At 68.8% G+C, this 26,452-nt stretch carries 19 protein-coding genes; 12 read left to right on the plus strand and 7 right to left on the minus strand.

Annotated features, from left to right (window positions below; all coding sequences use genetic code 11):
- Positions 1–81 precede the first annotated feature (81 nt).
- The 5 genes from HUT18_RS27700 (at position 82) to HUT18_RS27720 (ending at position 7,077) form a co-directional block, all read left to right on the plus strand.
- Complete coding sequence (locus HUT18_RS27700) at positions 82–843, plus strand: NUDIX domain-containing protein (RefSeq protein WP_176103254.1); 762 nt, start codon at positions 82–84, stop codon at positions 841–843.
- 159 nt (positions 844–1,002) lie between these two features.
- Positions 1,003–3,093, plus strand: coding sequence for an ATP-binding cassette domain-containing protein (locus HUT18_RS27705; protein WP_176103255.1), 2,091 nt, complete (start codon positions 1,003–1,005; stop codon positions 3,091–3,093).
- A 163-nt stretch (positions 3,094–3,256) separates the two neighbouring features.
- Positions 3,257–4,144 (plus strand): FadR/GntR family transcriptional regulator, encoded by an 888-nt coding sequence (locus tag HUT18_RS27710; protein ID WP_176103256.1) that lies wholly within the window; start codon positions 3,257–3,259, stop codon positions 4,142–4,144.
- 432 nt (positions 4,145–4,576) lie between these two features.
- Entirely contained in the window at positions 4,577–6,127 is a 1,551-nt protein-coding gene (locus HUT18_RS27715; protein ID WP_303246558.1) for an RNA polymerase sigma factor, read from the plus strand.
- Between the two features lie 149 nt (positions 6,128–6,276).
- Positions 6,277–7,077, plus strand: coding sequence for a trypsin-like serine protease (locus HUT18_RS27720; protein ID WP_254878840.1), 801 nt, complete (start codon positions 6,277–6,279; stop codon positions 7,075–7,077).
- A gap of 115 nt (positions 7,078–7,192) precedes the next feature.
- Here the strand turns inward: HUT18_RS27720 and HUT18_RS27725 are convergent, their stop codons facing one another.
- Positions 7,193–7,423 (minus strand): hypothetical protein, encoded by a 231-nt coding sequence (locus tag HUT18_RS27725; protein ID WP_176103259.1) that lies wholly within the window; start codon positions 7,421–7,423, stop codon positions 7,193–7,195.
- A gap of 456 nt (positions 7,424–7,879) precedes the next feature.
- Here HUT18_RS27725 and HUT18_RS27730 point away from each other — a divergent pair, with 456 nt between their 5' ends.
- The 5 genes from HUT18_RS27730 (at position 7,880) to HUT18_RS27750 (ending at position 14,260) form a co-directional block, all read left to right on the plus strand.
- Positions 7,880–10,000 carry a type IIA DNA topoisomerase subunit B gene (locus HUT18_RS27730; RefSeq protein ID WP_176103260.1) on the plus strand — a complete coding sequence of 707 codons (2,121 nt, stop codon included), beginning with the start codon at positions 7,880–7,882 and terminating at the stop codon, positions 9,998–10,000.
- Between the two features lie 320 nt (positions 10,001–10,320).
- A complete protein-coding gene (locus tag HUT18_RS27735; protein ID WP_176103261.1) occupies positions 10,321–11,415 on the plus strand; it encodes a sensor histidine kinase in 1,095 nt (364 codons plus the stop codon).
- On the plus strand, positions 11,412–12,101 hold the full coding sequence (locus HUT18_RS27740) for a response regulator transcription factor (protein WP_176103262.1): 690 nt from the start codon (positions 11,412–11,414) through the stop codon (positions 12,099–12,101). Before HUT18_RS27735 ends, HUT18_RS27740 begins: the two co-directional genes overlap by 4 nt.
- 99 nt (positions 12,102–12,200) lie before the next feature.
- Positions 12,201–12,671: a DUF485 domain-containing protein gene (locus tag HUT18_RS27745; protein WP_254878841.1), complete on the plus strand. Its 471-nt coding sequence runs from the start codon at positions 12,201–12,203 to the stop codon at positions 12,669–12,671.
- Positions 12,668–14,260: a cation acetate symporter gene (locus HUT18_RS27750; protein WP_176103263.1), complete on the plus strand. Its 1,593-nt coding sequence runs from the start codon at positions 12,668–12,670 to the stop codon at positions 14,258–14,260. The genes HUT18_RS27745 and HUT18_RS27750 overlap by 4 nt, the downstream gene beginning before the upstream one ends.
- Positions 14,261–14,369: 109 nt before the next feature.
- Here the strand turns inward: HUT18_RS27750 and HUT18_RS27755 are convergent, their stop codons facing one another.
- The 4 genes from HUT18_RS27755 to HUT18_RS27770 form a co-directional block, all read right to left on the minus strand.
- A complete protein-coding gene (locus HUT18_RS27755) occupies positions 14,370–15,053 on the minus strand; it encodes a response regulator (RefSeq protein WP_176103264.1) in 684 nt (227 codons plus the stop codon).
- Positions 15,050–16,903, minus strand: coding sequence for a sensor histidine kinase (locus HUT18_RS27760; protein ID WP_176103265.1), 1,854 nt, complete (start codon positions 16,901–16,903; stop codon positions 15,050–15,052). Before HUT18_RS27760 ends, HUT18_RS27755 begins: the two co-directional genes overlap by 4 nt.
- A gap of 145 nt (positions 16,904–17,048) precedes the next feature.
- Positions 17,049–17,978 (minus strand): sucrase ferredoxin, encoded by a 930-nt coding sequence (locus HUT18_RS27765; protein WP_176103266.1) that lies wholly within the window; start codon positions 17,976–17,978, stop codon positions 17,049–17,051.
- A gap of 73 nt (positions 17,979–18,051) precedes the next feature.
- Complete coding sequence (locus HUT18_RS27770; protein WP_176103267.1) at positions 18,052–19,335, minus strand: citrate synthase; 1,284 nt, start codon at positions 19,333–19,335, stop codon at positions 18,052–18,054.
- Between the two features lie 464 nt (positions 19,336–19,799).
- Here HUT18_RS27770 and HUT18_RS27775 point away from each other — a divergent pair, with 464 nt between their 5' ends.
- On the plus strand, positions 19,800–20,993 hold the full coding sequence (locus tag HUT18_RS27775) for a citrate synthase/methylcitrate synthase (protein WP_176104841.1): 1,194 nt from the start codon (positions 19,800–19,802) through the stop codon (positions 20,991–20,993).
- A gap of 328 nt (positions 20,994–21,321) precedes the next feature.
- On the opposite strand, the gene HUT18_RS27780 is transcribed toward HUT18_RS27775, so the two are convergent.
- Positions 21,322–21,699 (minus strand): VOC family protein, encoded by a 378-nt coding sequence (locus tag HUT18_RS27780; RefSeq protein ID WP_176103268.1) that lies wholly within the window; start codon positions 21,697–21,699, stop codon positions 21,322–21,324.
- Between the two features lie 595 nt (positions 21,700–22,294).
- On the opposite strand from HUT18_RS27780, the gene HUT18_RS27785 reads away from it, so the two are divergent.
- Positions 22,295–23,503: a GTP-binding protein gene (locus tag HUT18_RS27785; protein WP_176103269.1), complete on the plus strand. Its 1,209-nt coding sequence runs from the start codon at positions 22,295–22,297 to the stop codon at positions 23,501–23,503.
- A 128-nt stretch (positions 23,504–23,631) separates the two neighbouring features.
- Here the strand turns inward: HUT18_RS27785 and HUT18_RS27790 are convergent, their stop codons facing one another.
- Positions 23,632–26,082, minus strand: coding sequence for a DNA topoisomerase (ATP-hydrolyzing) subunit A (locus tag HUT18_RS27790; protein WP_176103270.1), 2,451 nt, complete (start codon positions 26,080–26,082; stop codon positions 23,632–23,634).
- Positions 26,083–26,452 lie beyond the last annotated feature (370 nt).

Here is a 26,452-nt window from a genome sequence, read left to right on the forward strand (position 1 = left end):
GCACAATGCGTCCGGATCCCGATGTGGGCCCTCCGTACGAACCGGATGTTTATCGTCAGGCAGACGACTATGATCACCGTCATGCCCCCCTACGACCCCTCGGCGTTCCCGCCCTTCGCCGTCACCGTGGACCTGGTTGTGCTCACCGTGCGCCGTCACGCCCTGTGCGCGCTGGCCGTGCGGCGCGGCGAACCTCCGTTCCAGGGCCGGTGGGCGTTGCCCGGGGGCTTCGTACGCGACGACGAGGACCTGGAGGCGGCTGCGGCCCGGGAACTCGCCGAGGAGACGGGGCTCTGCGCCCAGACCGAGGCACCGGAAGCCGAAGTCAAGGGTGCCCACCTGGAGCAGTTGGCGACCTACGGCGACCCGCAGCGGGATCCACGCATGCGTGTGGTGAGCGTCGCCCACCTCGTGCTCGCACCGGACCTGCCCGCGCCACGGGCGGGGGGCGATGCCAACAGCGCGAAATGGGCGCCGGTCGACGAACTCCTGGAACAGTCGGACGCCCGGCTCGGCGAGGAGCCCCCGGCCCCGCTGGCCTTCGATCACGCGCGGATTCTCGGCGACGGCGTGGAACGCGCCCGCTCCAAGATCGAGTACTCCTCGCTGGCCACCGCTTTCTGCCCGCCGGAGTTCACGGTCGGCGAGCTGCGCCGGGTGTACGAGGCGGTGTGGGGCGTCGCTCTCGACCCGAGGAACTTCCACCGCAAGGTGACGGGAACCCCGGGGTTCCTCGTGCCGACCGGGGGCACCACCACCCGGCAGGGCGGCCGGCCCGCTCAACTGTTCCGCGCGGGCGGCGCGACGCTGTTGAACCCCCCGATGCTGCGACCCGAGGTCTGAAGTCCGGCTCAACGGACGAAGCGCGGATCGCCACCGGTTGCAGCTTCCCAGAAAATCGGATATTTCAGGCTATCTTACTGAGGTACCCGCGGGGCCGGTCCGTGCCCGATCCGGACGGGCCCCGGCCGCCGAGCGGTCGCACCTCCCGTGAGAGAAGCGATGATTCAGGCCATCGGACTGACCAGCCATCCGTACCGGAAACTGCCGCCGGCCGTGGAGGACGTGTCCTTCGAGGCGCACGACGGTCAGGTCACGGCGCTGCTCGGCGGGCCACGTTCCGGCAGAACGACCACGCTCAGGCTGTTGCTGGGGCTGCAACCGGGCCGCGGCATCGCCTACTTCAAGGGGCGGCCGCTCCACGTCTTCGACCACCCCGCACGCGAAGTCGGGGCACTCGTCGGCGAGGTCTCGGGGCACCCGTCCCGGAGCGTGCGAGGTCACCTCCGGATGCTGTGTGCCGCCGTGGGCGCTCCCACCGGACGTGCCGAGGAAGTGCTCGACGTACTGGGCCTCGCCGAACTCGCCGGTGAGCCCCTGGGGCGGCTCTCACGCGGGATGGACCGGCGCCTGGGTCTTGCCGGTGCGCTGCTCGGAGACCCGCACACCCTGGTCCTCGACGAGCCCACGGCGAACCTGTCGAGTCGCGAGGCCCTGTGGCTGCGCGGCCTCTTGCGCGCCCATGCGGCACAGGGCGGAACGGTGCTGTTCACGACCGAGCACGCCAAGGAGGCGGCCGGTGTCGCGGACCGCGTGGTGGTGCTGGAACGCGGGCGGATCGTCGCCGAGCAGACCGTTGCGGACTTCGCGCGCACGCGACTGCGCCCACGAGTCTCGGTGCGCAGTCCGTACGCGGCTCGTCTCGCCGATCTGCTGACCAAGGAAGCGCGGGTGACCCACCGGTCCGTCGAGGTGGTGAAGGAGGACGGCAACCGGCTCTCGGTGTACGGGAGTTCTTGCGCGGATGTCGGTGACCTCGCGCATCGGCACGGCGTTCTCGTCCACCAACTCGCCGACGAGACGGGGGACATGGGTATCAAAGCGCACGCGCCGCCTGCCCCTGCCCGCCCACGGCTGGAGGCGTGCGAAGCCGTACGTATCGACGGCAGACGGTTCAACGCCGAAGCCGCGCAAGGTGGAACCGATGGCCCCGGTGCGAGCGACCGGCTGCGCAAGGGGGAATCGGAGCCCTCCGAGGGCTGGGGTGCGTCAAGCCCCGTGCAGGGTTCGGTCAGCGGAAAGGAAAGCGGCACCGCGGTACGGGGCGGAGATACGCCCCGGTCCGGTGGTGGAGCCTCACCTGGCGGTCCTGGCGGTCCTGGCGGTCCTGGCGGCGAGACGGTGCGGCGTACCGCTCTCCTCGACGGCAAGGCCGATCAGCACACCCGCACCCCCTCCGCGACCGAACGCAAGGCGACAACTGGCCGTCCCGAGAAGGCCGTCGAGCTCTCCCAACTACCACCACCGCTCACCATCCGTCCCGCACGCATTCCGGTGCGTGTTCTGACCTATGAATTGCGCCGGGCGTCGGGAGTGTGGGCCGGTTATCTCACTCTGGGCGTGGTCCTGTTCGTCTCCGCCGTGATTTCGTTCTGCCTGGTACGCAATGGGCAGACGCCTCAGCAACGGGTACTCGCCGCCTGGCCGCGAGAGTTGCCGCTGCCTCCGGCCGCGCTCGGGGCGGGAGTGCTCGGATCCCTGGCTTTCGGGGAGGAGTTCCGCTATCCGGTACTGGCGACCGAACGCTCGAGCGTTCCGCGCCGGTTGTCGTTACTGGGCGCCAAACTCGCCGTCACAGGAATGGCCGCGGTGCTCATCGCGCTGCTCACGGTCGGCTGTGACGCTGCTCTGCTACAGCTCGTATACGGGCCGAAGCCGAGTCCGGTACCCGACGACTGGCCCCTACTCATGGTGGGTTGGCTGGGCGTGGTGACCGGGTGCGCCTGGGTGGGGCTGCTGGCCGCAGGTGTCTTTCGGCGCACAACAGCCGGACTGGCCACGGTAGTTGGGCTCTCGGCCCTACTGGTCCCGCTGCTGAACAGGGTGGCGGATGTCCCTTCTGCGCACAGCGCGGCGGGCTTTCCGGCACGGCTGCGCTCACTGGCGTTCGTGCAGTGGCCGTTCGGAGCGCAGGAGTACTTCGCCGCGGTGGTGCGCGCGGCTACTCAACCCGTGGGTATCGCACTGTCGTTGTCGCTGTTCGCGCTGTCCTGCGCGTACGTGGTCATCTCGCTGCGGAGCAGGGCCCAGTAGCTGCGAACGGTCCAATATGGCACTCATATTGGGCGTAATGACGTGCCATTCGTTCAAAACCTTTCGAGAACGCGTCAATTGGGCCGCGGTAAGCGATCACCCTTTCGTGTGCTTTTCACCAAAGCCCTCAAGGGGGTTGGGGACCGGGCCGACAACAACAGTCGTGAGTACCCTTGCGCACACCATGATGACCGCCGCCCGCTCCTCGGATTCCGGGATCGCAGGACCGGGCGAACTCGACCGTTTCCCCTACGCGGAGGCTCCCGGAGTCGACCGCCCCGGCCCGCCCGCCTGGGAGGGCGCCGACCCGGAACTCGGCCGTGTGGGCCGGCGGACGGCAGGCAGCCGCGGCCGCGGCCTGCACGGCCAACTCGTTCAGCAACTGGGCCAGATGATCGTTTCCGGGGACCTCGGCGCGGACCGCCCGCTCGTTCCCGAGGAGATCGGCCAGCGCTTCGAGGTCTCGCGCACCGTCGTACGCGAGTCGCTGCGTGTGCTCGAAGCGAAGGGGCTCGTCAGCGCCCGGCCCAATGTCGGCACCCGGGTCCGCCCGGTCAGCGACTGGAACCTGCTGGACCCCGACATCATCGAGTGGCGCGCCTTCGGCCCCCAGCGGGACGATCAGCGCCGCGAGCTGAGCGAGCTCCGCTGGACGATCGAGCCGCTCGCCGCCCGGCTCGCCGCGGGCCACGGACGTGAGGACGTCCAGCAGCGGCTGACCGACCTGACCGAGATCATGGGGCACGCGCTGGCTCAGGCCGACGGGATCACCTACGCGCGGGCCGACGCGGAGTTCCACGGCCTGCTGATCCAGGTCGCCGGCAACCGCATGCTCGACCACCTCTCCGGCATCGTGTCCGCAGCGCTCCAGGTGTCGGGTGGGCCCTCCACCGGCTGTGACCGCCCCCACGAGGGGACCCTCGGTCACCACAGCCGCATCGTGGACTGCCTCGCCAACGGCGACGGCCAGGGCGCCGAGAGCGCCATGCGCCAACTCCTCACCGTTCACCCCGAGGTGGAGCGCGTGGTTCCGGCTCCGCGCGAGCACTGAATTCACAGGGAGAGGGCCGGGCGTGCGCGCCGCGCGATACTTCACTGCTCAACCAACTCCGTCCGGGCTCGTGTCGGTTCGCCGGCGACGGCGCGACCCGGGCGGGGTGCAGGAAGTGGCGTTCCTGATCGGATGTGACCGATCCGGATGGCGGACGTGCACGTCTCGCGTATGCCTTTGATCGTGTATGCCTGCATTTGTGGCCTTAAGGGGTGTGACTCGGGCCACGCAGATTGGGCGTAACACTCACGGGAACAGCGCGATGACCTAAGAGGTGACAGTCGAGGAGGGAATACGGCCGCCGTTCACGGCGCTGTGAATCTCCCCGGCCCCCGCCCGCGTCGCCGGCCAATCCCCAAGTCGGCGGTCGTCGGCTCCAGTCCTTCGTGGACGGGGCCGGAAGCCGTTTTCCATCGTTCCGAGAGGTTGTTCGTGTCGGCCAGCACATCCCGTACGCTCCCGCCGGAGATCGCCGATTCCGTCTCTGTACTGGCGCTCATCGAGCGGGGAAAGTCTGAGGGGCAGATCGCCGGCGACGATGTGCGTCGGGCCTTCGAAGCTGACCAGATCCCGGCCACTCAGTGGAAGAACGTACTGCGCAGCCTCAACCAGATCCTCGAGGAAGAGGGTGTGACGCTGATGGTCAGTGCATCGGAGCCCAAGCGCACACGCAAGAGCGTGGCGGCGAAGAGTGCGGCCAAGCGCACCGCCACCAAGACCGTGGCCGCCAAGTCCGTCCCCGCGAAGAAGGCCGCATCTGCGTCCGCTGCCGAGCCGGAGGCGACCGAGGTCTCCGCCGAGGCCGAGGAAGCATCACCGGCGAAGAAGGCCGCGGCCAAGAAGACGACCGCCAAGAAGGCGGCCGCGAAGAAGACCACGAAGAAGGCGGCGGCGAAGAAGACCACGTCCAAGAAGGACGCCGACGAGGCGACCGAGGACGAGGGCGCCGTCGACGAGGCACAGGTCGCCGCGGGCAAGCCCGGCGAGGAGCCCGCCGAGGACGGCAGTCAGGGCTTCGTCCTGTCCGACGAGGACGAGGACGACGCTCCCGCTCAGCAGGTCGCGGCGGCAGGCGCCACCGCCGACCCGGTGAAGGACTACCTCAAGCAGATCGGCAAAGTCCCCCTGCTCAACGCCGAGCAGGAGGTGGAGCTCGCCAAGCGCATCGAGGCCGGCCTCTTCGCCGAGGACAAGCTGGCCAGCGCCGACAAGCTCGCCCCGAAGCTCAAGCGCGAGCTGGAGATCATCGCCGAGGACGGGCGTCGGGCCAAGAACCACCTGCTCGAGGCCAACCTCCGTCTCGTGGTCTCGCTGGCCAAGCGGTACACCGGCCGCGGCATGCTCTTCCTGGACCTGATCCAGGAGGGCAACCTCGGTCTCATCCGCGCGGTCGAGAAGTTCGACTACACCAAGGGCTACAAGTTCTCCACGTATGCCACCTGGTGGATTCGACAGGCCATCACCCGCGCCATGGCCGACCAGGCACGCACCATCCGTATCCCGGTGCACATGGTCGAGGTCATCAACAAGCTGGCCCGCGTCCAGCGCCAGATGCTCCAGGACCTGGGCCGCGAGCCCACCCCGGAGGAGCTGGCCAAGGAACTCGACATGACCCCCGAGAAGGTCATCGAGGTCCAGAAGTACGGCCGGGAGCCCATCTCGCTGCACACGCCGCTGGGCGAGGACGGCGACAGCGAGTTCGGTGACCTCATCGAGGACTCCGAGGCCGTCGTGCCCGCCGACGCCGTGAGCTTCACGCTTCTGCAGGAGCAGCTGCACTCCGTGCTCGACACCCTGTCCGAGCGCGAGGCGGGCGTGGTCTCGATGCGGTTCGGCCTCACCGACGGTCAGCCCAAGACGCTCGACGAGATCGGCAAGGTCTACGGAGTGACGCGCGAGCGCATCCGCCAGATCGAGTCCAAGACGATGTCGAAGCTGCGCCACCCGTCCCGCTCGCAGGTTCTGCGGGACTACCTGGACTGATCCCCGCTCAACAGCCGTACGAGGCCCGGAACCGATCAAGGTTCCGGGCCTCGCGCGTGTTCGAGGATGCGGGAGCCGCGCCACTGACTCACCCTGGGTTTGCTGCCCCGTACAACGAGTGAGGAGAGCGTATGCGCCGTGGCTCCCGCATGATTGCAGCTCTGGTTTTCGGTGCCGCCGTTCTGTCCCTGCTCGCTCCGCTCTCGGCGGGAGCCGAGAGCGCGGTCGTCGGTGGACAGCGGGTGGGGCCGGGGGAGAGCCCGTGGGTGGTGGCTCTGACCAGCCGTGACCGGTTCGGCGGCAGGCGGGGAGGCCAGTTCTGCGGCGGTGTGGCGGTGGCGCGCACAACGGTGCTCACGGCGGCCCATTGTCTGAGCGGCGAAGTGCTCGGTGTGCCACTGCGGGAAGTGCGTGATCTGAGGGTCGTGGCCGGGCGTGCGGATCTGCGTATGCGAACGGGGAGTGAGACCGCCGTACGGCGGGCGTCCGTGAACCCCGCGTACGACAGGTCGACCAACGACGGTGATGTGGCGAAGCTCGAACTGGCCGAGCCGTTGCCGGCGAGCGCCGTGATCCCCATGGCCCGCCGGGGAGATACCGCGTACCGCGTGGGCACCGCCGCCCGGGTCTACGGCTGGGGCGATACCAGCGGCCGCGAGGACTATCCGGACGCGCTGCGTGGGGCCACGGTACGGGTCCTGCCGGACCGTGCCTGCGCCAAGGCCTATCCGGGCTCTGTGCAGGGGCGCTACGTGGCTGCGCGCATGCTGTGCGCCGGGGAGCCCGGGGGAGGGCGGGACGCCTGCCAGGGGGACAGTGGCGGGCCTCTGGTCGCGCGCGGGCGCCTGATCGGCCTTGTGTCCTGGGGAGGCGGCTGCGGAAGCGCCTCGAGTCCCGGCGTATACACGCGAATCGCCGGGGTGCAGGGCTTCGTCGACGGTCCGAAGTGACACATTGTGCGAGGCGGCGGTCACACAATGCGAGCGGGCGGCCGCCCCTTTGGCGGGGGCGGCCGCCCGATTCCGGCCATGGGGCCGGGGTGGCTCGTCGTTGAGGCCGAAGGTGTCAGCGCTCGCCTTCCTCGGCGCTCGGAGGGGCTGCGTTCAGCCGTTCGGTCTCGTCCTGTATCTCAGCGGCGATCTTCTTGAGTTCCGGCTCGAACTTCCGGCCGTGATGGGCGCAGAAGAGCAGTTCACCGCCGCTCAACAGGACGACGCGCAGATATGCCTGGGCGCCGCAGCGGTCGCAGCGGTCGGCGGCCGTCAACGGGCTCGCGGGGGTCAGAACAGTAGTCACGTCGCCTCTTCTCTAGCTCGACGAGCTGTCGTACCAGGGTCAACATCCAACCAGTCCGAAAACGTTCCCGCTCGCGGCATTTCCTTGAAGTTTTCTCTTCGTAGGCGGCTGGTTGCTGACGGTTGGCGGCGAATGTGCCGTATTGCGTGTCTTATGTGTCTTACGGGTTCGCGCTGTCTGTCAGTGTCTTAGTCCTCCCGGCTGGGTTGCCGGTTGTTCAGAAGGACGTGCCCGGAGCCTAAATGGTTCATGCCTCGTTGGGAACGTGATGTGTGCTTCACCCCAACGAGCGATCGTACGTACGTACGATTCTGTGAGGGTCCTGCACTAGTCTGAGTTTGAACGAGGGTGGCGTGACAACGGCTCTACCAGGCCTCGGTACCCTCTGACCGGCGACCGATGCCGGGCCCCTTACCCACTGGGGCCGCAACTGAAATTCAGCGAGGAGCGAACCGCGTGACCGCCGAGACGTCCGTGCCGTCCACAGCGCTGCTGACCGGAGCAGACCGTGACGGTTCCAACTACACCGCGCGGCACCTGCTGGTCCTCGAAGGCCTCGAAGCGGTCCGTAAGCGCCCGGGTATGTACATCGGATCCACCGACAGCCGTGGCCTGATGCACTGCCTGTGGGAGATCATCGACAACTCCGTCGACGAAGCCCTGGGTGGTTACTGCGACCACATCGAGGTCGTACTTCACGACGACGGCTCGGTCGAGGTCCGCGACAACGGACGCGGCATCCCCGTGGACATCGAGCCAAAGACCGGCATGTCCGGTGTCGAGGTCGTCATGACCAAGCTGCACGCGGGCGGCAAGTTCGGTGGTGGCTCCTATGCCGCCTCCGGTGGCCTCCACGGTGTCGGTGCGTCCGTGGTCAACGCCCTGTCGTCGCGCCTCGACGTCGAGGTCGACCGTGGCGGCCATACGCATGCGATCAGTTTCCGCCGCGGTGTCCCCGGCCACTTCTCCGGGCAGGGTCCGGACTCTTCGTTCGACGAGGGTGGCCTGAAGAAGACCAAAAAGGTTCCCAAGAACCGGGTCGGGACACGGATCCGCTACTGGGCGGACCGCCAGATCTTCCTCAAGGACGCCAAGCTCTCCCTGGACACCCTGCACCAGCGAGCCCGGCAGACCGCCTTCCTGGTGCCGGGCCTGACTCTCGTGGTGCGCGACGAGCTCGGCCTCGGCGAGGGCGGCACCAAGGGCGAGGAGTCGTTCCGCTTCGATGGCGGCATCAGCGAGTTCTGCGAGTACCTCGCGACCGACAAGCCCGTCTGCGACATCCTCCGCTTCTCGGGCCAGGGCACCTTCAAGGAGACCGTGCCCGTGCTGGACGACCGCGGTCACATGACGCCCACCGAAGTCACCCGTGACCTCGGGGTGGACGTGGCGCTGCGCTGGGGCACCGGCTACGACTCGACGGTGAAGTCCTTCGTCAACATCATCGCCACGCCCAAGGGCGGCACTCACGTCACCGGATTCGAACGGTCCGTGACCAAGACGGTCAACGAGGTGCTGCGCGCTCAGAAGCTGCTGCGGGTCGCCGAGGACGACGTCGTCAAGGACGATGCGCTGGAGGGCCTCACCGCCGTGGTCACGGTGCGTCTCGCCGAGCCGCAGTTCGAGGGGCAGACCAAGGAGGTGCTCGGCACCTCGGCGGCGAACCGGATCGTGGCGAACGTGGTGGCGAAGGAACTCAAGGCCTTCCTGACCTCCACCAAGCGGGACGCCAAGGGCCAGGCACGCGCCGTCATGGAGAAGATGGTCGCCGCCGCCCGTACGCGCATCGCCGCCCGCCAGCACAAGGAGGCGCAGCGCCGGAAGACCGCTCTGGAGTCCTCCTCGCTGCCGGCCAAGCTCGCCGACTGCCGCAGTGACGACGTGGAGCGCAGCGAACTGTTCATCGTCGAGGGGGACTCGGCGCTGGGCACGGCGAAGCTGGCCCGCAACTCCGAGTTCCAGGCCCTGCTGCCGATCCGCGGCAAGATCCTCAACGTCCAGAAGTCCTCGGTCTCGGACATGCTCAAGAACGCCGAGTGCGGAGCGATCATCCAGGTCATAGGAGCAGGCTCCGGCCGCACCTTCGACATCGACGCGGCGCGCTACGGCAAGATCATCCTGCTCGTGGACGCCGACGTCGACGGCGCGCACATCCGTTGCCTCCTGCTGACGCTCTTCCAGCGCTACATGCGACCCATGGTCGAGGCGGGCCGGGTGTTCGCGGCGGTGCCGCCGCTGCACCGCATCGAGTTGTCCCAGCCGAAGAAGGGCCAGGAGAAGTACGTGTACACGTACTCCGACCGTGAACTGCGGGACACCCTGCTCGAGTTGCAGCGCACCAACGTCCGGTACAAGGACTCCATCCAGCGATACAAGGGCCTCGGCGAGATGGACGCCGACCAGCTCGCGGAGACGACCATGGACCCGCGCCACCGGACGCTGCGCCGCATCAACATCTCGGACCTGGAGTCGTCGGAGAAGGTCTTCGACCTGCTCATGGGCAATGAAGTCGCCCCGCGCAAGGAGTTCATCACGGGGTCGGCGGCGACCCTCGACCGGTCGCGCATCGACGCCTGACCGCTCCGAGAGGGTCTGGGTGGAGGCCGGAGCCGCTGGTCTCCACCCCAGGGTGGAGGGTTCGAATCCACCCCGGATCCACCCCTGATCCGATGTGGGCCGACGGTTGAGCGGCGTAACTTCGAGGGCGTTCCTGCTGGTCCGTCCATGAAGGTGCCCATGTCCGTTCCGTTCCCCGCTCCCCTGATACCCGTTCAGGCCACCCTCGCCGTAGCCGGTGGCGAGCGCGTCCCGATGCTTCGCTCCGTACGGCGAGTGCGGTCGTGAGGCCGGGACTGTGGAAGGCCTGGCCCGCACCCGAAGCGCTGTCCCTGGCGAAAATGACGTTGGCGCGCCGCGTACTGACCTGGATGGTGCGGGCGTTGGTCATCGGCATTCTGATGTGGAGTGCCTTCGCGGATGCCGAGCTCTCCACCGGGATGCTCGTCGTCGCCGGGGCAGGGGTGGCTGGCTGTGCGGCGACAGCTTGGGCCTTTTTCCGGACGAGCCTTGAACACCGCTTGTGGCCCTCGCTGTTGCTTCTGGGAATGCTGCTCGGTGCGGGCATGGTTGCCGAAGCCGCCGGGCTCTCAGCGGTCGCGCTCATCCTGTGGTGCGGCTGTGTGGTGTCCGCGCTGGAACGGCTGCCGCTCATGGCTGCCGTTCCGACAACGGCGCTTGCCCTGGCTGCCTTTGTGTCCGTGGACGAGAGCTCCTGGTTCACCACGACGGTGACGGCGGGGGGTACGAGCCTCGCCGGTTACGTCCTGCGACTCGACGCCGAGGCGCGCGGCAGCGCGCAGCGACTACTCGAACAGGAACGGGCCGCGCGGCGAGCAGAGCGCGAGTCGGCGGCACTCGAAGAGAGATCACGGATCGCCAGGGAGATCCACGACGTCCTCGCGCACAGCCTGTCCGCGCAACTCGTGCACCTGGAGGCGGCGCGAGTCCTGCTCGACCAGAACGCCGAGCGCGATGTGGTGCGGGAACGTGTCGTCGCGGCCAGAGGCATGGCGCGACAAGGGCTGGAGGAGACTCGGCAGGCGCTCTCCGCCCTACGAGGCGATATGACGCCGTTGGAAGAGTACTTGAAGACGCTCGTCGCTGCGGCGGGAGGAAGTGAGGTGCAAGTGACGGGGGCGCCGCGACAGTTGCCCGCGGAGTCGTCCCAGACGGTGAGGAGGGTGGCGCAGGAGGCGCTGACCAACGTGCGCAAACATGCGCTCGGAGCCCGGGTCGACCTTCGGCTCGAATACGCGGAGGGCCATGTCACCCTCGCGGTGCGGGACTCGGGGGGAGCGCCCGGAGAACTCTCGCAAGCGGGAGGCGGATACGGCCTGTTGGGGATGCGGGAGCGTGCCGAACTGCTCGGCGGCTCGTTGGAGGCAGGGCCGTACGAGGAGGGATTCAAGGTGACGTTGAAGGTACCGGCATGACCGAACCGGGGGAGCGGCGCAATGCCAGGGTGGTGGTTGCCGACGACCAGACCGTGGTGCGCGAAGGCATCGTGATGCTTCTCGACCTGCTGCCCGGAATCACCGTGGTCGGCTCCGCGGCGGACGGGAACGAGGCGGTTGCCCGGGTGGCCGAACTCGCTCCGGACGCCGTCCTGATGGACCTGCGCATGCCGCGCTGCGACGGGGTCGAGGCGACGCGTCGGATCCGCGAACAGCATCCCGGAACGCAGGTCGTGGTGCTCACCACGTTCGGGGACGACGAGTCGGTCTTCCCGGCGCTGCGGGCCGGAGCCCGCGGCTATCTGACCAAGGACGCCGGCGGGGAGGAGATCGTCCGCGTCGTGCACAGCGTGCTGGCCGGAGACGCCGGATTCTCGCCCGCCGTCCAACGTCGGTTGCTGGAGCGCCTGTCGGCACCGCAGGACTCGTCACCCCGGTCGGAGGTGCCGGACGGTCTCACCACCAGGGAGAAGGAGGTGCTCGTACACATCGCGGAGGGGCTGTCCAACCACCAGATCGCCAGGGCGCTGCAGGTCTCGATGGCGACGGTGAAGACCCACATCAACAATCTGTTCGCCAAAGCGGGCCTCAAGGACCGGGCGGGGGCCGTGCGTTACGCATATGCCCACGGGCTTGTCCGCCCGCCGGACCGGTCCATCACCTGATGGTGTGAAGAGAGGAGGGAGCCAAACCTGGATCGTCACATTCCGCCCATCCTTGATGACGCGCCGCAACCAATCCGCGGCACGGGCAAGGAGAGTTCGGTGGACAAGCAGGTCGGGAACGAAGGCGGCAAGGTCCGGCTGGAGGATCCCTGGTTCGAGGCGCTGGCCTCGGGCTGGGAGGAACCTGACAAGACCGTCGGCGCTGAGCAGCCAGGGGTGCCACAGCCCCGGGCTTCGGAGTGCAGTGCCTCCAGCATTTACCTGGACGTGCAGCACAGCGCGGCCTTTCGCGAAGTGCGCAGCAGGTACCGGCGGTTCGTGATTCCGGCGGTGATCGCCTTCTTCCTCTGGTACGTGGCCTATGTGGTGGCCGCGACGACGGCTCCGGAACTGATGGCGCGGCCCGTGGTCGGCGTGGTGAACATCGCGATGTTCGCCGGTCTCGGACAGTTCCTGACGACCTTCCTGCTCACCTGGGCCTACGCGCGGCACGCACGGCTCCGCCGGGACCGGGCGGCGCTCGACCTCCGCTGGGACACGCAGGAGCGGACGCGGGGGATGCAGCGGTGACGGATAATCACCAGACACTGGCACTGGTGCTCTTCAGCGTCTTTGTCGCGGTCACCCTCACGATCACCGCGTGGGTGAGCCGGAACAGGCACGGATCGGCGGAGGAGTTCTACGCCGGAGGTCGGCTGTTCTCCCCCATGGAGAACGGATTCGCGATCGCGGGCGACTACATGTCGGCCGCCTCGTTCCTGGGAATCTCGGGGCTCATCGCGCTGTACGGCTACGACGGGCTGCTGTACTCGGTCGGCTTCCTGGTCGCCTGGCTCGTGGTGCTGATGCTGGTGGCCGAACTCGTCCGGAACTGCGGCCGGTTCACGTTGGCCGATGTGGTCGCGGCGCGGATGCGGGAGAAGCCCGTGCGCGTGGCCACGGGAGCCTCCTCCGTCACGGTGTCGGTTCTCTACCTGGTCGCCCAGATGGTGGGGGCGGGCAGCCTGGTGGCGCTACTGCTCGGCGGCAGCAGCGGGGCTGCCCAGGCATGGACCGTGATCGGTGTCGGCGCGCTCATGGTGATCTATGTGTCGATGGGCGGGATGCGGGCCACGACGTGGATCCAGATCGTCAAGGCCGTCCTGCTCATGGGGGGCGCCGTGGCGCTCACGGTGCTCGTACTGGTCCGTTTCCACGGAGACTTCGACGCGCTGCTGAGCACGGCGGCCGAGCGCAGTGGGCACGGTGACGATTTTCTGGCGCCCGGGCTCAAGTACGGCGGCAGTTGGACCGCCCGCTTTGACTTCATGAGCCTCGGGCTGGCCCTGGTCCTGGGCACCGCGGGACTTCCGCACATCCTGTCGCGCTTCTACACCGTGCCGACGGCGCGGGCGGCGAGGCGTTCGGTGGTGTGGTCCATCGGCCTGATCGGCAGTTTCTACCTGATGACGATCGTGCTGGGGTTCGGTGCGGCGGCGGTCCTCGGAACGAAGGAGGTGCGTGAGTCGAACGCGGCGGGCAACACAGCGGTGCCGTTGCTCGCCGGGGACCTCGGGGGCGGCCTCGACTCCATGGGCGGGACGGTGCTGTTCGCAGTCGTTGCGGCGATCGCGTTCGCGACGATCCTCGCCGTGGTCGCCGGAATCACGCTGGCCTCCTCGGCGTCCGTGGCACACGACCTGTACGCAAGTCTCCGGCGTGCGGGGGCCAAGAGGCACAGTGAGGTCGCGGTCGCGCGGGTCGCCGCTGCCGTGATCGGCGCGATCGCCATCGCACTGGCCCTGCTGGTGCGGGACTTGAACGTGGCGTTCCTGGTGGGCCTGGCCTTCGCGGTGGCGGCCTCGGCGAATCTTCCGGCGCTGCTGTACTCCCTGTTCTGGCGCAGGTTCAGTACCCGGGGTGCGGTCTGGTCCGTCTACGGAGGGCTGGTGCCCGCCCTGGTGCTGGTCGTGCTGTCCCCGGTGGTCTCGGGCAGCGAGACGGCGCTGTTCCCGGGCGTCGACTTTCAGCTCTTCCCGTTGGAGAACCCCGGGCTCGTCTCGATTCCGCTGGGCTTCCTGGCCGGGTGGATCGGCACGGTGACGTCCAGGGAACAGGCCGACGAGGCGAAGCACGCGGAGACCGAGGTGCGCTCGCTGACCGGAGCCGGGGCGGTCTGACGGCTCCTCCGCCGGGGCTCGCGGCCGACGCCCACAGACCGGTGGGCGGGACTACAGATCCGTCGCCCGTCAACAACCGTGCCCCGTAAGGGACTCGTGCTGTGCCGGTTCAGGGCGATGCCTGACCGGAATCCCATGCGTACCGGTGTTCCGGTCGGCCGGCCTCGCCGTAGCGCAGCGTCAGCCGGACTCGGCCGCTGCGTTCCAGAAGCTTGAGATAGCGCTGGGCGGTCTGGCGGCTCAGCGCGGTGCGATCCGCCAACTCCTGTGCGGACAACGGGCCCTCGGCCTCGCGCAAGGCGCGTCGCACCAGTTCGGCGGTGGTGGGGGAGTGGCCCTTGGGCAGTTCGGGCGGGGCGGTTGTCGACAGGGCTCCGAAGATCCGGTCGACCTCGGCCTGTTCGGCCTCGCCGCCGTCGTCGAGGGTGCCCAGCCTCGCGTACGCCTCCAAGCGTGACCGCAGACCGGCGAAGGAGAACGGCTTGACGAGGTAGTGCAGCGCACCGTGTCGCATCGCGGCTCGTACGGTGGCCACGTCCCGTGCCGCCGTCACCATGATCACGTCGGCCTGGTTGCCGCGTTCGCGCAGCGTCCGGACGACATCGAGACCGGTGCCGTCCGGCAGGTAGTGGTCGAGAAGGACGAGATCGACAGGCAGGCTGTCGAGTTGGGCGAGGGCGTCGGTCGCGCTGTGTGCCGTACCGGCGACGTGGAAACCCGGAACACGGGCCACATACGCGGCGTTGACGTCGGCGACCCGGGTGTCGTCGTCGACGACCAGGACCTCGATCACTGTGCCTCTCCCGTCACCGTGGGCGTCGTACCGTCCGGATCGGACACGCTAGCCGCAAGGTCCGGCGCGGCCCCGGCCACGGTGCCCGCCTCGTCGCCGCCGGAGGTCACGTCGAGCCGTTCGGGCCCGGCCGCGGAACGCCCGGTGGGCTCGGTCCGGCGGTCCCTGCCGGGCGCGGGTTCGGTGCGGCGGTCGGGAGTGCCTTCCCAGGAGCCAGGGTCGTCTTCCTCGTGAACGTCGGCCTCGGTGAGTGCCTCCGGGAGGACGATCGTGAACTCCGCGCCGCCGCTCGGGGACCGGTCCACCCGTGCACTGCCGCCCTGTCGATCGGCGAGCCTCTTCACGAGTGCCAGGCCGATGCCGCGCTTGCCGTGCGCGGGCGGGGTCTTGGTGGACCAGCCCTCCTCGAAGACTGCGCCGCGCTCGCCCTCGGGCACGCCGGGACCGGTGTCGCCGACCCGGAGGACGACGGTGCGCCCCTCGGCTCGCAGGGCGAGCTCCACCCGGGCAGAGGGAGTTCCGCTCACGGCGTCGAAGGCGTTGTCGACAAGGTTGCCCACGATCGTCACCAGGCCGCGGGCGTCGACCAGCCGGTCGGGCAGCGCGGGGTCGGCGGTCACCGAGAAGTCGACACCGCGCTCGGCGGCCACGGTCGCCTTGCCCACCAGCAGAGCCGACAGCAGTGGATCGTGGACCATCTCGGCCAGTTGTTCGGCGGTGACCCGATGGGCTCCGGTGATTTCGCTGACGAACTCGGCAGCCTCGTCGTGTAGACCGAGTTCGAGCAGGCCGAGCAGGGTGTGCATCCGGTTGGCGTGTTCGTGGTCCTGGGCGCGCAGCGCGTCGATGAGTCCCCGGGTGGAGTCGAGCTCGCGGCCGAGTTCCTCCACCTCGGTGCGGTCCCGCAGCGTCGCCACCGCTCCGCCGTCCTCGGTGGGCATCCGGTTGGCCACCAGGACGCGGGGCCCGCGCACGGTGAGCAGATCGGCGCCGGTCACCCGGCCTGTCAGTACGTCCGTGGTGCGGCCGGGGCCGAGCAGATCGTCGAGAGGACGTCCCACTGCGTCGCTGTCGATGCCGAGGAGCCGTTGGGCCTCGTCGTTGAGCAGACGCACTCGGCCCTGGGCGTCCAGCGCGACCACACCCTCGCGGATGCCGTGCAGCATCGCCTCGCGCTCTGCCAGCAGCCCAGCGATGTCGGAGAAGGCGAGGTCACGGGTCTGGCGGTGGACCCGCCGTGAGATGAGCCAGGCGGCCAGTGCGCCGACGGCGAGCGCGCCGCCCGCGTATGCGAGGAGGCCCGGAATCGCGTGGATGAGCCGGGCCCGCACGCTGTCGTAGGAAATGCCGACCGAGACCGCGCCGACGACCCGGCCTTCGGTATCGCGCAGCGGGACCTTGCCCCGTGCCGAGCGGCCGAGCGTGCCGTCGTCGATCTCCATGACCTCGTGCCCAGCCAGGACCTCGCGAGGGTCGGTGGACACGAAACGGCCGATCTCCGCCGGATCCGGGTGCGACCAGCGCACGCCCCGGTTGTTCATGATCACCACGTACTCGGCGCCGCTCGCCTGCCGGATCCGCTCTGCCTCGCGCTGTACGGGACCGTCGCTCGCCGGGCGGGTGTCGCGTACCTCGGCGGGAAGACCGGGGCGGGTGGCGGTGGTCTGCGCGACGGCGAGTGCCCGCCGCATCGCTTGGTCGTCGAGCTGGTCACCGAGTGGCGCGAGGAACAGGCCCGTAGCCAGCACGGCCACGCCCGCGGCTATCCCCAGCTGCATGAACAGCACCTGGGCGAACGCCCGCCGGGGCAGCGCGAGGCGTAGTCGTCGGGTGGCTGATATCGGGCTCATGGGTACGAACGGTACGGGGCAGGCCGGGTGCGGACGCAAGAGTGTGACGTCCGCCTCGCGCACGGCCATGCGGCGGTCCAGGCCTTCCGGCACAGGGGCTGGGGCCCTGCCGAGCCCGGCCGTATCAGGGCGGCGGTGCCGCGAATCACCCTTGGTGCGCGAGCTCCCGTACCGCCACGACATCCATCCGCGCCGGGGTACCGAGCGCGGCACCGCAGCTCTCCGGCCTCGGTGGCAGCGAGCTGCCCTGGGCGACGGTAACCAGCCATCGGCGACCGTCGGTGTGGGCCACGGTGATCTCCCAGCGGGGCGCGGCGCCCTCGGTGTGCTCGACGCGCAGCACGTCGGCCCGCAGTTCCCCGGTGGACGTGCGCACCGCGAGTTCCGCGGCCTGGCCCGGCCGGTCCCAGGCGGACATACCGCGGCAGCCCTCGGTGACGATCCGTCCCTCCTGGACACCGGCCAGGACGTCCTTCACGGCATGCGCCTCCGCCCTGCCGTACGCGTACCCGTAGGGCAGCACCAGCAGCGTGGGGGAGAAGCGGTGGCCGCCGAGGTGGGTGACCTCCCAGATGCCCTCCTGCCCTGACTCGCTCAGTTCCGCGGCCAGCGGGCGGCCGAGCAGCGCGCAGCAGCGGTCGCGCTTGCCGTTGGTGCAGACGAGTGCGAGGGGATGCGAGGTGTGCGGACTGCCGCCGAGAAGTGTGTCGAAGCCGGTCCGGTCGCCCTTGCCGAGAGCGGTGAAGTCGAGGCGCAGGAGCTCCGCCGGGTCCTGAAGCGTGGCCGTACGGAGCCAGGCGTTACCGGGGAGCGTGTGCGCCGCGTAGACACGGCGCACGCTGTTGGTGTGCGCATCGGCATGGCGGCCCGGACGCCGTATCAGCGCGACCCGCACGCCGGTGCCCGCAGCGGCCGATTCGAGTGCACGGCCCACCTCCGGATCCAGATGGCTGCAGGTGAGAGCCTGTGCTCCCCACGGACCTGGCTGCTCGATGAGCAGCCAGGTGGTAGCCGTGGCCGCGGTTCCGGCGAGCGGCTCGTCGAGGTGCTGCGAGGCTGTTGCGCACGTACTCACAGAGGTGAGCCTAACCTGCCCTACCCCCGCAACGGCGGCGCACTTGAACGCACGTCACGCGTGGCAAAGCGCGTCATGTTCGATCGGTTTCGGCCGTGGGCAGAGGCTGTGGCGGAGGCGGTCCCGTGTAACGGCCACTGGGACGCATACGGAGCGCCTGCTCCTCGTACTCCTCCATCGCATGTGCGATCCACCCCGCCGTCCGCGCGATGGCGAAAATGGTCTCTCCCGCTTCCGGCGCCATACCGCAGCTCACTGTCAGTACGGCCAGGGCGAGGTCGACGTTCGCGTGCAGACCCGTGTGACGTGCTGCCGTCGCCACGATGTCCCTCGCCGCGGCAAGGGCGGGCGCTGCGGCGGGCACCTTGTCGAGCTGCGTGAACAGGGCCTGCGCGCGGGGGTCTTCGCCGCGATAGAGGCGGTGGCCGAGTCCGGCCACCGGCCGTCCGGCCCGCAGTTCGGCCGCGACGGCCGGACCTGCCTCCCCCTGCTCCAGCACTTCGCGCAACAGCCGGTGAGCCAGTGCGCTCGCCGCGCCGTGCAGGGGGCCTTCCAGTACGCCCAGTCCCGCGGAGATCGCCGCGTACGGATGGGCGCGGGCCGACGCTGCGACGCGGACGGCGAGTGTGGAGGCTGCGAGGTCGTGGTCGACGAGCAGGGCGAGGGCGGTGTCCAGGACACGAAGGGTGGACTCGTCCGGTGCGTGATGGGTGAGGCGTCCCCAGAGGAGGGCGGCGATGGGGCCGCCCGCGGTGACGGGGCCGGCGACCGGGGGGAGCGCCCCGGCCAGGGTGGGGATGAGGGTGCGTCCGGTGCCGAGGACGGCTTTGGGGGACAGGTCGAAGCGCAGTGGGTCCACTGTCGCGGCCGCGATCGCGGATACGCGCAGCTTGTCGAGCGGTCCGCTGTCCTTGCGCAGCGCGGCGACGGCCTTGCGGGCGGCGTTGAGGTGGGTGCCGGGCGGTGTGAACTCGGCCCCCGGTTTCAGGGTGCCCGTCCACAGCCACTCGGCCGTCTCCTCGAAGCTGTGGCGGGTGGCCAGGCGGGTCGCGTCGACTCCGCGGAAGTAATAGCTGTCCTCGTCGATGAACGTGAGCCGGGTGCGTACCGCGAAGTCTCCGGTGGTCGGCTCCGGCCTGCGCTCACGGCTGTTGCGGCGGGCCAGCGCCTCGACCTCGTCGGGGGAGAAGGTGCTGCCCCGGCGGCCGGATGCACGCTGACTGCTCAGCAGCCCGCGGCTGACGTAGGCGTACACCGTCTCGGATTTCACGCCCAGGAGTTCCGCCGCCTCTCGGGTCGTGATCCGCGGAGGGGCGGTGTCGGCGTGCGGTGAGGTCGGCTGCTGGGGGTCCGTCATGGCGTCACCGTATCGGCAACTCTCTGTCATCTCTGCACTGGAGAAGGAATGTGTATTGACTCGATCAATATTGACAACAGTCAAGTCAATCATTGACAGTCAGGATCAAGAAATGACTGGTTGGGGCACCTGATCAAGGTTCCTCGCCGAACGACGGGAGCAGGCAGGCGATGAACATGCCGATCAACTCGCGAGCAGACGCATCGACAGCAGACGCATCGGACCGGCCTCGGCAGCCGCACACCACAGCGGCGCCCCCTCGGCCTCTTCATCGGGGCGACGCCGGTCGTACCTCCCCGACCGGTGCCGCGGCCGACATGGTTGACCAGGCGGCGAATGGCACGTCGCACTCGCCCGCACTCAACCCGACGGGGGAGACGCCCAACGGCAAGGGCGGCGAGGGCGGCACGGTGGAGGAGGTGAATCCGAGCGGCTCGACGGGTGCGGGGCTGACGGGTGCGGGGCTGCGGTCCAGCGGTGGAGGCGGGGGCCTCGCGGCGAGCGGCGACGGGGTAATCGAAGCGCCACGCGGGCTGGCCGGTGTGGTGGTCACCCGGACTGCGATCGGGGACGTTCGCGGCGGTGAGGGCTTTTACCACTATCGGCAGTACTCGGCCGTGGAACTCGCGCAGAAGCGGAGCTTCGAGGATGTCTGGTACCTCATGGTCCACGGGGCGCTTCCCGATGCGGGGCAGAGTGCCGAGTTCCGGCGGCAGACTGCTGCGCTGCGGAGCATCCCCGATGCGGTCAACGGCGTGCTGCCTGCGCTCGCCGAGGCCAGTGCCCGCTCGGGCCCCCTCGCCGGGCTGCGGACCGCGCTCTCGCTCTTCGGTGCGGCGGAGGGCTTCCTGCCCGTGTACGACACCGACGGCGCGCGGCGCCGTGCCGAGACCCTGGCCGCCTGTGCGGTGACCCCGACTCTGCTCACCGCACTGCACCGTCTCGGCCGCAGGCTGGAGCCGGTGGCGCCGCGCGAGGACCTGCCCTATGCCGCCAACTACCTGTACATGTTGACGGGGGTCGAACCGGAACCCGCGTATGCGCGGGCGGTTGAGCAGTACTTGATCTCCACGATCGACCATGGATTCAACGCGTCAACATTTACCGCGCGAGTCATCACATCCACGGGCGCCGATGTCGCTGCCTGTCTCGCCGGAGCCGTTGGCGCCTTGTCGGGCCCGTTGCACGGCGGCGCACCCAGCAGGGCCTTGGACACACTCGACGCCATCGGCAGCCCCGAGCGCATCGGCTCGTGGATTCGGGAACGCGTGCTTGCCGGGGAGCGGATCATGGGCTTCGGGCACCCGGTGTACCGGACCGAGGATCCGCGGTCGCGCATGTTGCGTGGGATCGCCGAGCAGTTCGGGGGCCCTCGCGTCGAGTTCGCCGTCGAGGTGGAACGTCAGGTGGAGGCGATCCTCGCCGAGCTCAAGCCAGGTCGTGCCCTGCACACCAACGTCGAGTTCTACGCGGGTGTGGTGATGGAACTCTGCGGGCTGCCACGGGAGATGTTCACCCCGACCTTCGCTTCGGCACGTGTGATCGGCTGGAGCGCCAACATCCTCGAACAGGCCGAGGACTCGAAGATCATCCGCCCTGCGGCCCGTTATGTGGGGCCGGTGCCGCCCGTGCCTGTACCTGAGCCGATCCGGGACTGAGTGCCGGTTTGCCGGAAGTCGGAAGCCGGATACAGGTTGCGGGTCGGCGACGGGCGCCGTGGTCGAGTGGAAGTTCGCCGGCGGAGCGGAAGCCGGGGGCGGGGGCGGCACTGAACGCGGTAGGGAAGGGCCGGACCGCTGAGTTGGCGGTCCGGCCTCGGTCCGGTTGGCGCCGATGGCTCCACTGGGCGGCGTGCCCCCGGTGCTTGTTGCTTTCTGGCGGGGCTTCGGGCCTTCACGTCTTCCGGGATACGGGTACGGGGTGTTCGGACCTCGGAGGGCGGTCGAGGGACGGCCGGTAGCAGCGGTGTCGGTGCGGTCTGCCGACCTATGTGCGAACCCAGAGGCAGAACGGATGGCCCGCAGGGTCGAGGAACACCAGGGTGTCGTCCTGGGGCTGGTAGGGGGCGAGTTCGGCGCCGCAAGCCGCCGCGTGTGCGCTGCCGGCAGTCAGGTCGTCGACCTCGAAGTCGAGGTGCATCTGCATCTGTTGATCGTCCGGAGCCGAGGGCCACCGCGGCCGTACGAACGTCGGCTCCGACTGGAAGGCGAGCGCGGCCCCGCCGTCGGGGGCCGCGAGCTTCACCCAGTCCGGCTCGTCCGTGACGACTGCCCAACCGAGCAACCGTACGTAGAACTGGGCGAGTTCAGGGGCGTTGGGCGCATCCAGCACCGTGCCGGTGAAGGTCAGGCGGGGATCGGGCATGGGCGGGAAATTCCTTCCGGAACGGGATGGGTCGAGGCAGCCTTGTGCGGGGATCTGTCCGCTTCAGCTGCTCTGTCAGTTTGCTCCGGTTGTTGCCATGTCCCCATGTCCCCATGTCCCCGTGTCGCCTGGCGTAGTTGGCGGTACCGGGGGCGGGCGTCACCGCCTGAGCTTGATCAATATGGATCACTATGCACTGGCGTGGATCGCTGTGGATTGCTCCAGGCGATGCGATGCGAGCCAGGCTTGATCGATCCAGGTCAACCAGCAACCTCGTGCAGTTTGCGGATCAGGGTGGATCAACATGGACGCGTCGTGTCATGTCTGCATGAGGCGCGTCAATGTGTATTGGCATGGACTCATGTGGATCGATATGGATCGCCTGGGTTGGTGCAAGTGGGTGCGTACACCTACTTGTAGATATGGGCAACTATTGAGTCGTGTTGATCAGCGTCGATAGACGTGGACCGGCATGGATCGGCGTGGCCCGGCGTGGATCGGTACGCATCAGCACTGTCCGACCGCGCTCGTATGCTGACGCAGTCATCCCGTCCATGGTCACGGCGTGCCCTGCGCCCGTTCGAAAGGTGTCGTCTTGAGCGAGGAGCAGATCCCGGTCGTCGTCCTTGCGGGCTTTCTGGGATCCGGCAAGACCACGCTGCTCAATCATCTTCTGCACAGCAGCGGAGGGAGCCGTATCGGCGCCATCGTGAACGACTTCGGGTCGATCGAGATCGATGCCATGGCGGTCGCGGGGAGCCTGGGGGACTCGACGGTGTCGCTGGGGAACGGCTGCCTGTGCTGTGCCGTGGACGTGAGTGAACTGGACGGGTTCCTGGACCAACTCACCCAGCCGTCGGCGCGGATCGACATCATTGTGATCGAGGCAAGCGGTCTGGCCGAGCCGCAGGAACTGGTACGGATGCTGCTGGCGAGTGAGAACCGGCGCATTGTGTACGGGGGACTGGTGGAGGTCGTGGACGCGGCCGAGTTCGACGCCACTCGGGAGCGGCACCCGGAGATCGACAGGCATCTGGCCGTGGCCGACCTCGTGGTCGTCAACAAGTCGGACCGGGTGGGCGCGGAGGAGACGACTCGTGTGCGTCGCCTGGTTGCGGATCTGACCGACCGGGCGGCGATCGTCGAGGCGGTCTACGGCCGGATCGACCCGGAGCTGCTCTTCGACCGTAAGCCGGTCACCGAACGCTTCGGCCAACTCTCCTTCGACGACCTACGGTTCCAGGACCAGGCCGGTGACCACGATCCCAACGGCCGCGATTGCGACTCCGACGTCTGCGCACATCCTCACCCCCGTCCCCACCCCCACCTGCACACCACGTACAAGAGCCTCGCCTTCACCAGCGAGACCCCCCTGCACCCCCGGCGCCTGCTGGATCTCTTGGACAGCCGACCGGAGGGCCTGTACCGGATCAAGGGGCAGGTGGACTTCGGAGCCGGGGACAGCGCGAACGCGTACGAGGTGCATGCCGTGGGGCGGTTCCTGCGGTTCACCCCGCACCGGTGGGCGGTCGGCGCCTCCCGTTCGACGCAACTCGTGTTCATTGGCTCGGACTTCGACGCCACAGCTCTGGAACGGGAGCTGGATGCCTGCCGCCAGAACGGGCCGCAGGACAGTCCCGAGGAACACAGCATGTGGGGCGTACTCCGCTATGTGCAGACGCCGGAAGAGCAGACGCCGGAAGAGCAGACGCCGCACGAGCAGCCTCCGCACGAGCGGGCCTCGGACGAGCAACCCGCAACAGCAGAGCCGGACGCCACAGCCGCCCGAGCCCCCGCCCTCTGACAGCCGCGGCGTCCTGCTCCGTCGACGCGGTCGGTCGGGCGGCCCCCACCAGCACTCCAACCCACTGGCAAGGGCAGCCCGCCCACCTACACCGCCAACCCCACCTACATCCGCATCCCCAACCCCACCTAAACCGGCCCCGCCACAGCCGCCACGGTCTTCGCCAGCGAGACGCCCGAGCCGTCGCGGCGCGGGTCCGGTTCGGGGAGTTCGGCGGCCGCGCCGCTCTTCTGTGTGGCGCGAGCGGGGGCGGGTCCGGCCCAGGCGATCGAGAGGCAGTCCTCGCCCTTGAGGAAGCGCTGGCAGCGGACGCCGCCGGTGGCCCGGCCCTTGCGCGGATACTGGTCGAACGGGGTCAGCTTGGCCGTGGTCTGTACCGAGTCGTCGAGGGTGCCGCGGGATCCGGCGACGGTGAACACCACCGCGTCCACCGCCGGGTCCACGGCCGTGAACGAGAGCACCTTGGCGCCCTCGGACAGTTTGACGCCCGCCATGCCGCCCGCTGCCCGGCCCTGAGGACGCACCTGGGAGGCCTGGTAGCGCAGGAGTTGGGCGTCGTCGGTGATGAAGACGAGGTCTTCCTCGCCGGTGCGCAGTTCGACCGCTCCGACGATCCGGTCGCCCTCCTTGAGGGTGATGACCTCCAACTCGTCCTTGTTGGACGGGTAGTCGGGCACCACGCGCTTGACCACGCCCTGCTGGGTGCCGAGCGCGAGGCCGGGTGAGGACTCGTCGAGCGTGGTCAGGCAGACCAGCGTCTCGTCGTCCTCCAGGGACACGAACTCCGCGATCGGGGCGCCGCCGGAGAGGTTCGGGGCGGTGGCCGCTTCCGGCAACTGCGGGATGTCCACGACGTTGAGGCGCAGCAGACGCCCGGCCGAGGTGACCGCGCCCACCTCGCCCCGAATGGTCGCGGGCACCGCGGAGACGATCACGTCGTGCTTGACACGCTTGCCGCCCTCGGGGAACGGCTCGGCGGTCGCGGTACGCCCGATCAGGCCGGTGGAGGAGAGCAGCACCCGGCACGGGTCGTCGGCGACCTGAAGGTCGGTCACCGGTACGGGCACGCCGGAGGATTCGAGCAGCAGGGTGCGCCGGTCGTTGCCGAACTTCTTGGCCACGGCGGCGAGTTCGCCCGAGACGAGCTTGCGCAGCTCGGTGTCGGATTCGAGGATGCGGGTCAGTTCCTCGATCTCCGCCGTCAGCCTGTCGCGCTCCGACTCCAGCTCGATGCGGTCGAACTTGGTGAGCCTGCGCAGCGGGGTGTCCAGGATGTACTGGGTCTGCACCTCGCTCAGCGAGAAGTGGCCCATCAGGCGTTCCTTGGCCTGGGCGGAGTTGTCGCTGGAGCGGATGAGGCGGATGACCTCGTCGATGTCGAGCAGGGCCACGAGCAGGCCCTCGACCAGGTGCAGCCGGTCGCGGCGCTTGCCGCGGCGGAACTCGCTGCGTCGGCGTACGACGTTGAAGCGGTGGTCCAGATAGACCTCGAGCAGTTCCTTGAGGCCGAGGGTGAGCGGCTGACCGTCCACCAGGGCCACGTTGTTGATGCCGAAGGACTCCTCCATCGGCGTCAGCTTGTAGAGCTGTTCGAGGACGGCCTCCGGTACGAAGCCGTTCTTGATCTCGATGACCAGACGGAGCCCGTGCGCGCGGTCGGTGAGGTCCTTCACATCGGCGATGCCGGTGAGCTTCTTCGAGCCGACCAGGTCCTTGATCTTCGAGATCACCTTCTCCGGCCCCACCGTGAAGGGCAGTTCGGTGACGACGAGCCCCTTGCGGCGTGCGCTGACGCTCTCCACCGCCACCGTGGCGCGGATCTTGAAGGTGCCGCGGCCGCTCTCGTACGCGTCGCGGATGCCGGAGAGTCCCACGATGCGGCCGCCGGTGGGCAGGTCCGGACCGGGTACGTGGCGCATCAGGGCGTCGAGGTCGGCGTTCGGATAACGGATCAGATGGCGTGCCGCGGCGATGACTTCGCGCAGGTTGTGCGGCGCCATGTTGGTCGCCATACCGACGGCGATCCCGGAGGAGCCGTTGACCAGAAGGTTCGGGTAGGCGGCCGGGAGAACGGCGGGTTCCTGCTCCTGGCCGTCGTAGTTGGGCCCGAAATCGACGGTGTTCTCGTCGATGGACTCCGTCATCAGGCTCGTGGCGTCGGCCATGCGGCACTCCGTGTACCGCATCGCGGCGGGAGGGTCGTCGTTGCCGAGCGAGCCGAAGTTGCCGTGTCCGTCGACGAGCGGGAGCCGCATGGAGAACGGCTGGGCCATGCGGACCAGGGCGTCGTAGATGGACGCGTCGCCGTGCGGGTGGAGCTTACCCATGACCTCGCCGACCACGCGGGCGCACTTCACATAGCCGCGATCGGGGCGCAGGCCCATCTCGTTCATCTGGTACACGATCCGGCGGTGGACCGGTTTCATTCCGTCGCGGGCGTCAGGCAGGGCCCTCGAGTAGATGACCGAGTACGCGTACTCGAGGAAGGAGCCCTGCATCTCGTCGACGACGTCGATGTCGAGGATGCGCTCCTCGAACTCCTCCCCGGGCTGCGGGGTCTTCGTGCTGCGGCGGGCCATCGCTGCTGCGGCTCCTTCACCAACATGAACGGGATCTGACGCCGACCATTGTGGACCTGCGTACCGACAACGCCGACCGCGACCCGTCGCAAGCGTGCGCGAGGGGGCGCTCAAGGGGTCTTCGCGAGCCGGGGCGCGGACCGGATCCTGGACGCCCCATGTTCACCCACAGCGTGCCGTCCGCGGGAACTTCGGCAGGTGTCAGCACGCTTGCATACAGTGGCAGCGCATTATCCGCACGGCGCTCGCCGCACCGGCACACGGGCCGGAGGACGGACACCGCACGGGACACGGACACGACGGACACAGCCCCTTACCGCTCACCGCTACGACAACCACGACAACTTCGGGTGCAGCGGCACTCGATCGA

This window comes from Streptomyces sp. NA04227, assembly GCF_013364195.1.
GTDB lineage: Bacteria > Actinomycetota > Actinomycetes > Streptomycetales > Streptomycetaceae > Streptomyces.